At 48.6% G+C, this 8,539-nt stretch carries 7 protein-coding genes; 1 reads left to right on the forward strand and 6 read right to left on the reverse strand.

The window, feature by feature from the left end:
* The 5 genes from Q7V06_RS00980 to Q7V06_RS01000 all read right to left on the reverse strand — a co-directional run.
* Nucleotides 1-2,231: chemotaxis protein CheB (locus Q7V06_RS00980; RefSeq protein ID WP_304836741.1), on the reverse strand; the 2,231-nt coding region annotated here is incomplete at its 3' end.
* 723 nt (nt 2,232-2,954) lie between these two features.
* Nucleotides 2,955-4,028 (reverse strand): ABC transporter ATP-binding protein, encoded by a 1,074-nt coding sequence (locus tag Q7V06_RS00985; RefSeq protein ID WP_304836744.1) that lies wholly within the window; start codon nt 4,026-4,028, stop codon nt 2,955-2,957.
* On the reverse strand, nt 4,012-4,824 hold the full coding sequence (locus Q7V06_RS00990; protein WP_304836747.1) for an ABC transporter permease: 813 nt from the start codon (nt 4,822-4,824) through the stop codon (nt 4,012-4,014). Before Q7V06_RS00990 ends, Q7V06_RS00985 begins: the two co-directional genes overlap by 17 nt.
* A gap of 28 nt (nt 4,825-4,852) precedes the next feature.
* Nucleotides 4,853-5,890: a tungstate ABC transporter substrate-binding protein WtpA gene (wtpA, locus tag Q7V06_RS00995; protein WP_304836750.1), complete on the reverse strand. Its 1,038-nt coding sequence runs from the start codon at nt 5,888-5,890 to the stop codon at nt 4,853-4,855.
* Nucleotides 5,891-6,054: 164 nt separating this feature from the next.
* On the reverse strand, nt 6,055-6,390 hold the full coding sequence (locus Q7V06_RS01000) for a J domain-containing protein (protein WP_304836752.1): 336 nt from the start codon (nt 6,388-6,390) through the stop codon (nt 6,055-6,057).
* 29 nt (nt 6,391-6,419) lie between these two features.
* Here Q7V06_RS01000 and Q7V06_RS01005 point away from each other — a divergent pair, with 29 nt between their 5' ends.
* A complete protein-coding gene (locus Q7V06_RS01005; RefSeq protein ID WP_304836755.1) occupies nt 6,420-6,998 on the forward strand; it encodes a class I SAM-dependent methyltransferase in 579 nt (192 codons plus the stop codon).
* A 108-nt stretch (nt 6,999-7,106) separates the two neighbouring features.
* On the opposite strand, the gene Q7V06_RS01010 is transcribed toward Q7V06_RS01005, so the two are convergent.
* Nucleotides 7,107-8,414 carry a condensation protein gene (locus Q7V06_RS01010; protein ID WP_304836758.1) on the reverse strand — a complete coding sequence of 436 codons (1,308 nt, stop codon included), beginning with the start codon at nt 8,412-8,414 and terminating at the stop codon, nt 7,107-7,109.
* Between the last annotated feature and the right edge of the window lie 125 nt (nt 8,415-8,539).

Below are 8,539 nucleotides of genomic sequence, written 5' to 3' on the forward strand. Positions count from 1 at the left end.
GCTATCAGATTATTCATGTCATTTGAGGTCTGCATCAGATCGGCCACCTTGACCTGCAGTTCGGCATTGACCGTTGCCAGTTCCTCGTTCACTGACTGCAACTCCTCCTTTGAGGTCTCAAGTTCTTCATTGGTGGACTGGAATTCTTCGTTGATCGACTGCATCTCCTCATTTGAGGTCTTGAGCTCCTCGTTGGATGTCTCGAGCTCCTCCCTGGTGGTCTGGAGATACTCTTCCTTGGCCTGCATCTCCTGCTTGAGTGAGATGATGCGCGAGTCAGTTTCCTTATCGGGATCATTTATGATAAAAGGAGCAGGCTGGGCGGCATCCGGCCTCACTTCATCCATTATGGCCAGATACAGGTGCTCCTCTGACACTACTGCATCTCGATTCGGATCAGTGATGCCAGTCTCCTCTGTTACCGGGCGGATAGTCAGGTTGACAGTGACGAAGTCACCGTTGGTTCTGACCCGCAGGCCGGAATGGTGAACGATCTCCTCAGTCCTCACGGCCTTGTACAGGGCTGTGGTCAGATCACGCTGAAGCCCTTCGCGGGCCATCTTCAGGATGTTGTTGACGCCGGCCTCACCCTGGACAGGTTCCAGGTACTTGCCGGTGCGGCCATGCAGATAGAGGATATCCCCATTCGCTTTAATAAGCGCAGCGGATGGGGTGATCTGCTGCAGAAGTGCCCGCTCGGTTAGTTCACGCAGGGGCAATTTTTGGGGGGTTACGGTTTTTTGGGGAGAACGTATTGATGGTGTATCAACAGCTGTTGTTGACGGCATAAGCCGGCCCAGGGTTATGCGTTGCATGCCTTGAAGGCCCTTCTTGCGCCGATACAATTTTGTTTTCCGATCCAATACTTCAAACAGGTCGCCAAAATCCCCTACAGTCTCCGATGATCCCAGGAAAAGAGAACCACCAGGGAGCAGTGCATAGTGAAAGAGGGGAATAAGCTTCTTCTGCAGTTCTTCGCCCATATAGATCAGCAGGTTGCGGCAACTGATCAGATCCAGTTTAGAGAAGGGCGGATCCCTGATCAGGTCCTGCTCGGAGAAGATCATCATATCACGGATTTTTTTATTGATCCGGTAGGCACTGCCATCCGGCTCGGCATTAAAGAAGTGCGCCAGTCGCTTCGGTGAGATGTCGGTTGCAATGCTGTCCGGATAGAGACCGACCCGGGCAGTGGCGATGGCATTACTGTCGATGTCGGTGGCAAAGACCTGGACATTGCATACTTTCTTCTGTTCTTCTATGAATTCCTGGATCAAAATGGCGATGGAATATGCCTCCTCTCCGGTTGAGCAGCCTGCCACCCAGACACGGATAGTGGCATCTGCATTCTTGCCAGAGAAGATATCAGGAATGATCCGCTCCTCAAGCACCTTGAAGGCTTCAGGATCACGAAAGAAACTGGTCACACCAATTAAGAAGTCACGGAAGAGTGCTTCCATCTCCACCGGAGTCTGTTGAAGGTACTTGAGATACTCATCAATCTTTTCGATCTGATGGATGGCCATCCTTCTCTCAATACGCCGATTGATGGTGCTCGGTTTATAATTGGAGAAGTCATGCCCTACCTGGGTGCGAAGCAGAATAAATATCTTCTTCAGTGCGTTCTCTACCGCAGGCACCGGTGCAGATTCAGCACCGGAAATGGGCTTGCTGAACGCACTGGTGGCATAATCAATAAGCTTGGAGGGCATCTCAGCTGGTGGCAGCACAAAGTCCACAAGGCCGGTAGCAATGGCATTGCGTGGCATCCCATCGTACTCGGTGGTTTCGGGGGTCTGAGCCATGACCATACCACCTTCACCCTTGACTGCCCGCACACCGAGAGTACCATCGCTGCCGGTGCCCGAAAGCACGATTGCGATTGCATGGTCACGCTGATCTGTTGCGAGGGATCGGAAGAAGAAGTCGATCGGCAGGCGCTTGCCGCGGGGTGCAGAGGGCTCCATCAGTTGGAGTGTGCCATTTATAAAGGCCATATCGCGGTTTGGCGGGATGATGTAGGCGCAGTTTTTGCGGACAACCATACCATCCTCAACCTCAAAGGCTTCCATTCTGGTGTAGCGCCCGATAAGGTCGGTGAGGATGCTTTTATGATCAGGGGCGAGATGCTGCACCAGCACAAAGGCCATTCCCGGATCAGAATCGGCAGGCATACCTGAGAAGAAGGCCTCAAAAGCTGCAAGACCTCCAGCGGAGGCACCGATACCCACGATAGGGAAATGTGAGTCAGTAGGATCAACCCCCTCTCTTAAGACAATAGGATTGGGATCACCTGCTTCTTCAGGGGATTTCCGTTGTGATGATTTCTTTCGGGTCATATACCTGCTATTGAAGAGATTGATACAAATGGTACACCGTACCTGCAATCATACCGGGCATGCGGGGTATCTCCTAACTATCCCCTTTTATTGGCCATCGGTTCAGATTCCGGGATATTCTAAAATAACCTTCCTCTCATTTACTCTATCAGCATCCCTCCTTGCGAGAAACAGCATTTCGGAGATTACTGTACAAGTTCTTAAGGGGTTCTATGGTCGTGAAGATTATCTTGAGATTGGACTGTTACGTATGAGTTTCTCGTAACTTCAACCATATTATTGTTTCTATTCTTAATTATTTTTATATATTAAGATTATATTGAGTCTATAAATGAATTTTTAATGGGCAGGACTCCATAGGCGGTAATATGAAAAAGGAAAGGGCTTGATCCGGCACTTCAGAAGGGAAGATAAAACCCCTTTTCTATTACTACAATCTTCAATACCTCGATAAATAGGTTTTAATTCTTCGAAAGAGAACACCCGGACCGGGAATAACAAAAGTATAAGACCAATAAAAAGGCCGACACTCATCCATATACTGGAGAAACCGCTTCGGCATCTTACATCATTGATTACGGTTTCTCCTCATACGCTATCATGAGCATCATCGGATTATAGACTCTTCTCAATCACCCGTATTGCGCTAGCTTTAATCGATATGAGGACATCCAGCCCGGTTATAAAATCAAGATCCTCTGCAAAACGCCGGGTGACGAGCGCCACAATCGGAAAGCCCGCATCCAGATACACTTCTGTAAGGGGGCCTCCAAGCGGGACAAGAGCAGTAATCCGGGCCTTGAAATGGTTCTGTGCTGTCCTGACATCACCTTCTCCACGATAGATCGTCACATCGGCAGCACGAAATACGACATCCACAGGTGAACCGGAGGAGACATCAGAGACGGCAATGATACTTTTTCCTGAGACATCAACCGAAACAAGACCACTTTCATTGGTAGAGACAGAGCCTGGGATGATATTCTCCATTCCGATGAACCGTGCGACAGCGGAATTCTCCGGGGTCTCAAAGACAGCACCAACAGCACCCTCCTGAACACAGATGCCGTCGATAATCACAGCGCAGCGGGTTGCCATCCGCTGGATCTCTTCCCTTGAATGTGTCACCTGTATGACAGTAAGGTCATTCTCACGGTGAATTCTGAGAAGATCCGCTATCATCTGCTCACGCGTGATCGGATCAAGGGCTGCAAATGGTTCATCCAGGAGAAGTACCTCGGGATCTGATGCAAGGGCCCGTGCTATTGCCACCCTCTGTTGTTCACCGCCACTCAGGGTACCCGGATATCTCATCCTGATGTGTTCAATCTTAAATTGGACGAGGAGTTCATCCACGCGACTTTTGATCTCCTTTGGATCTGTTTTCTGCATCAGCAGGCCAAACCCGATATTCTTTTCAACAGTCATATGCGGAAAGAGTGAGTAATCCTGATACACAAGAGCGATCCGCCTTTTTTCAGGAGGAACAAGAGAGACATCCCGTCCATTCATAAGGATCTCCCCTTCATCAGGTAGATGGAGTCCTGAGATCGCTTCAAGGATCACGGTCTTTCCGGCACCTGAAGGTCCTATGATAAAGTAATAGTCCCCTTTCCCAATCCTGATGGATACATCCTTCAATGCAAAGGTCCCGAGTCTGAGAAAGAGATGCCTAAACTCGATCATCATGCCTCCCTATGAAGCGTGACAGGTGCCGAAGTACCAGGAACACCGAAAAACACGCGAGGATCATGACAAAAGCAATGGTGCTGCTCTCTTTGATCCCACTTGTTGAGAAACGGTAGTAGATTAAGGTCGAGATCACCATCGGATAGTAGGCGATCATGATAACTGCTGCAAACTCGCCGATTGCTCTCCCCCAGGCAAGAATGGCCCCATTATAAATCTCCCGTGCAGAGAGCGGGAGTACAACATGCCGGAAGGCAGAAAGCCTTGTTGCTCCGAGTGTTCGTGCAACATTCTCGAGGTGTACCGGCACCTTTTCAAATCCCTCTCTGGCAGAGTTGATAAAATACGGCGATGACACAAAGAGCATCGCAACAACAATACCAGGGTAGGCATCCTCAAATGGGAAGCCAATAGTGTAGAGGGGGGCTCCGAGCAACCCCCGCTTCATGAAGAGAATATACACGAGGATACCGGCTACCGTATGCGGAAGCATCAGAGGGATATCAACGATCGTCTCGATAATCCTCTTCCCTTTAAAATCTGCCCTTGCAAGCAGATAGGCCAGTGGAATCCCAAAGATCATCAGAATAAGAATAGCATTTGCACCGGCTGCCATCGTAAGAACGATCGAATCGATCACCTTTGTATCGGTTGCAACCCGCAGAAGATGGGGAATATCTGAAAGTTCCTTCACAGTCATATTAAGGAGGGCAAGGACTGTGAGGCCCAGAATAACCCCGCCAAGGAGGGAGAAAGAGATAAGACAGCGGTCACGAATGAGAGATATCTGAGCCATAATGTATCCAAAATGGAAAAAGAGGTGATCAGGAGGAGGCTGTGAGAGCCTTCAGTGCTGCCGGTACAGTGCCATATCCGCCTGCGGGAGCAACCGGAGGCTGACCCTGCCCATCCATGACATCCTGCCCGATCTCACCGATCAGCATCTGGATAAATACAAGACCTGCTTCAGGATTTTCCGCATTCTTTGGTACAGTTGCACCATAGACGATAGGATCGGCAGTCATCTTGCCGCCAGCCGTATCAACGACAACAGTTGCATAGGTGGACGCATACTGAACTGCAGAGAGGTCGATTGGTTCTGGGAGTTCGATAAACTTCAGATTATTCTGAACAGCTACAGATCGATATTCCCATGCATAGTCAAGACCTCCGCTCTCAAGCATCTGAACAAGTTCCACTGACTTTGGACGGATTTGAATGTTGCCTTTCGGATCAGGTGAGGTCGCATGGATTGTATAGACTCCTTTCTCCTCGGTGACGGTGATGGCAGAGTTTGCAGAAACAAGCCTGTCAAAGATCGTGTTATCCCCATAATGGGCATCTGCGAGCTTAATGGTCATCAGTGACCGATAACCGCAGGGATCGAGATTCGGATCGGAAAATGCCCACGCAACATCGGATTTTTCCAGGATTGTATACCAGTTATCAGCGTTGACCTCATCAGCGAATAAGCTATCATCAGTATAGCAGAGGACCATCCGGTTCTTTGCAAAGGTGACATACCAATCGGCATAATCAGGCATCATCAGACTTGGAATAAGTGTATAATCTGCAGATGCGAGTACATCAGCACTCTTATCAAGGTCGGTGATCTCTTTAACCATCTTCGTTGATCCACCCGGCACCAGCTGAACATCAGTACCCGGATAGGCAGCTTCAAACGCAGCCTCAAGCTCTTCAAAAGGTGCAGTGAGGCTTCCGGCATGGAAGACAGTGACAACACCAGAAATCGTCGAAGGGGTTATTGGCGATACAGGTTCATCCTGGCCTGTGCACCCACAGAGAAATACTGCGGCAAAAACAAGGAACAGGGTGATGAGAATGCTCTTCATCTGTTTCATATCGAGAACTATGTCGAATTTATTAAATAAACATATTCATTTGATCCCAGAGTTAATATAGTTAAATTAACAAACGGGGGAGAGACCTGAGTAGATTATCAGCATAGGAATCATTACTCTGAAGATGGCGTCAGGCTGATAAGAAGCGATCGCCATTACTCTCTCTATCGATTCGAGGAAGACCGTTGGTTCCCCCAGATCGGATCATCTCCGAACCGGTCCATCCAGTCATCATCAGGATCTTTACCCATCGCAGGGCTTGGATTATCAGGATAGAAAAATATTTCATACCGCATACAATACTCAATCAGTACATCATATGCTTCATTCAGGCGGACCATTTCATTGTGTGTCTCCTCCGGAGTATGTTCTGAGATATCAGGGTGCCATTTGCGTACAAGTGCATGGTAGCGGGTGCGAATCTGAATGATGCTTGCTGATTCACCAACACCCAGAATATCCGCAGCCTCCCTGAGAGAAAGGCATTTATGTACAACCATATGATACCATGTAACCACAGGAAAATATAATGAACCCATTGCGACAGGCTTTTGAATACAATGCAGGTGATTATGACCGCTGGTTCGATGATCATCCCCATATCTATTCTGCCCAGCTCTCGATGCTCCGGGATGCAGTGCCAACAGATGGGCTGGGGCTGGAGATAGGCGTTGGTTCAGGCCGTTTTGCAGCCCCTCTCGGTATATCCATTGGTATCGATCCATCACTCGCACTGTCAGCACGAGCACGGGCACGGGGGGTTGAGACTGTAATCGGGGTTGGCGAGCATCTACCGTTCCGCGACAATACCTGTGATGCCATCCTGATGATGACAGTAATCTGTTTTCTGGATGATCCATTCCCTGTCTTTCAGGAGGCATACCGTCTCCTGAAACCAAGCGGAACACTCGTGCTTGGCTTCATTGAACGGGACGGAGCAATCGCACGCAAATATCAGAATGATGATGTAAAAGGGCGTTTTCTCCGATCCGTCACATATTACTCAATTGATGATGTCACTACATTCTATAGAGATGCAGGGTTCCCGGAGGTTTCAATAGCAGAAAGGGTACGAGGTTTCTCGGTGATTGTCGGGAAGAAGCAGTAATTATTCTCCATCTACCTTCCAGCATCTCCGGATGAAAGAGTACCCGACACAGGTGATAAGAACGATCTAAATGCAATTCAGCCGGTTGATCGGCAAAACTCACTTGAATCACGGCAGAAATTCATCCATATATTTCAGGAACCGCTCAACAGTAACAGTTGAGTATGGCCCTTCTTCATATGCTGTCATGAGGGTCAGCTGCCCCCTGAAGGTGGAAGCCGTCACCAGGAATCCATATGGCCAGCAGACACAGGGGATAAACTGAAAATTCATCAGATCGAGTTGGCAACCGTCTTTTCCGGGAACAGGCAGGTAGTCATTAGGATCGATGATACCAAGATTCGAGAATACAGGATTCTTCTGTCCGGAAGACTGATATCTCTTTATCATCTCATCAAAGAACGCCCGCACAGATGACATCCCGCCTGCCAGAATACCCTCGTAAAAAGTGATACATGAAGGCCCAAGACAGCCGGTTTTTCGCCTGTTCGTAACCGCAGTTATCTGAGCAATAATTTCCTCAGGCCCCGCCTCCTCAACAATTGTGAGAGAGACCAGAAATGCAACAGAGAGGTTCATCGGAGGAATCTCCTCCTGATCCTTCAATAATCTCCGCATATCCGCTGATGTCAGGATTGAACGGGGATTACCACTATCTGAGGGGTCATCACGCACTTTCTTAAAAGCAAGGAAGAAGGCAGCAATCAGAAGATCGTTCACTGTTGCATCATATCTTCTCCCAAACCTCTTGATCAGTTCAAGCCGCTCGGGGGAGAGTGTTCTCCAGGCGATCGTTGGCTGACCACGCCCGATATCTTCAACCGGAAAATGCCAGAGGTCGATGAAGGGTTCATCCTCTTTGACAGCCCTCCTCCTCTCCTCACTGGAATAGAGGGCAAGAATACGATCGGTAGTCCGGTCATAGGTGCCAGTCTCCGGGGGAAAATAATCCGGATCATCAATGATGCCCCGGTATATTGCAAATAACTCTTTTCCAAGCGTCATCGCGCCGGTTGCATCGCAGAATCCATGGTGGCAGGTGATGCAGACGTGGTCACCTTCTTTACACCGGGTAAGAATGACCCTCACCTGAGGACCTGACCTGACATCAAGCGGTGGAGGTATACGATCAGATGATGAACCAAGAGGATCTCCAGACGTCACATGTACAAATGCCCCCTCCCACCTATCTTTTGGGATCTCCTCCCAGACGGAAATACCATCCACTTCGATAAATCCGGTTCCAAGATACGGGTTTGATGAAATCAATCTCTTCGTCGAGATCTTCAGGATAGCATCATCGATTCTGCCGTCAAATGTGAAGAGTACATGCATCGTCGGATCGTAGATCTGCTCGAAATAGACGTTGAAGATATCAAAGGCAGATGCAGGATAACGTGCAGGTACTTGGGTCATACCCATACTCTTTCTCTCAAACATTATCAGTCTTCAGGAACGATTATTGTCCAAATAATGTAATAAATATTTAGATAGAGATAAATTATTTTATATTAACTCAGGTGACTACTCCCACGACTCAA

Origin of the sequence: Methanocalculus sp. (assembly GCF_030651615.1) — an archaeon.
Taxonomy (GTDB): domain Archaea; phylum Halobacteriota; class Methanomicrobia; order Methanomicrobiales; family Methanocorpusculaceae; genus Methanocalculus.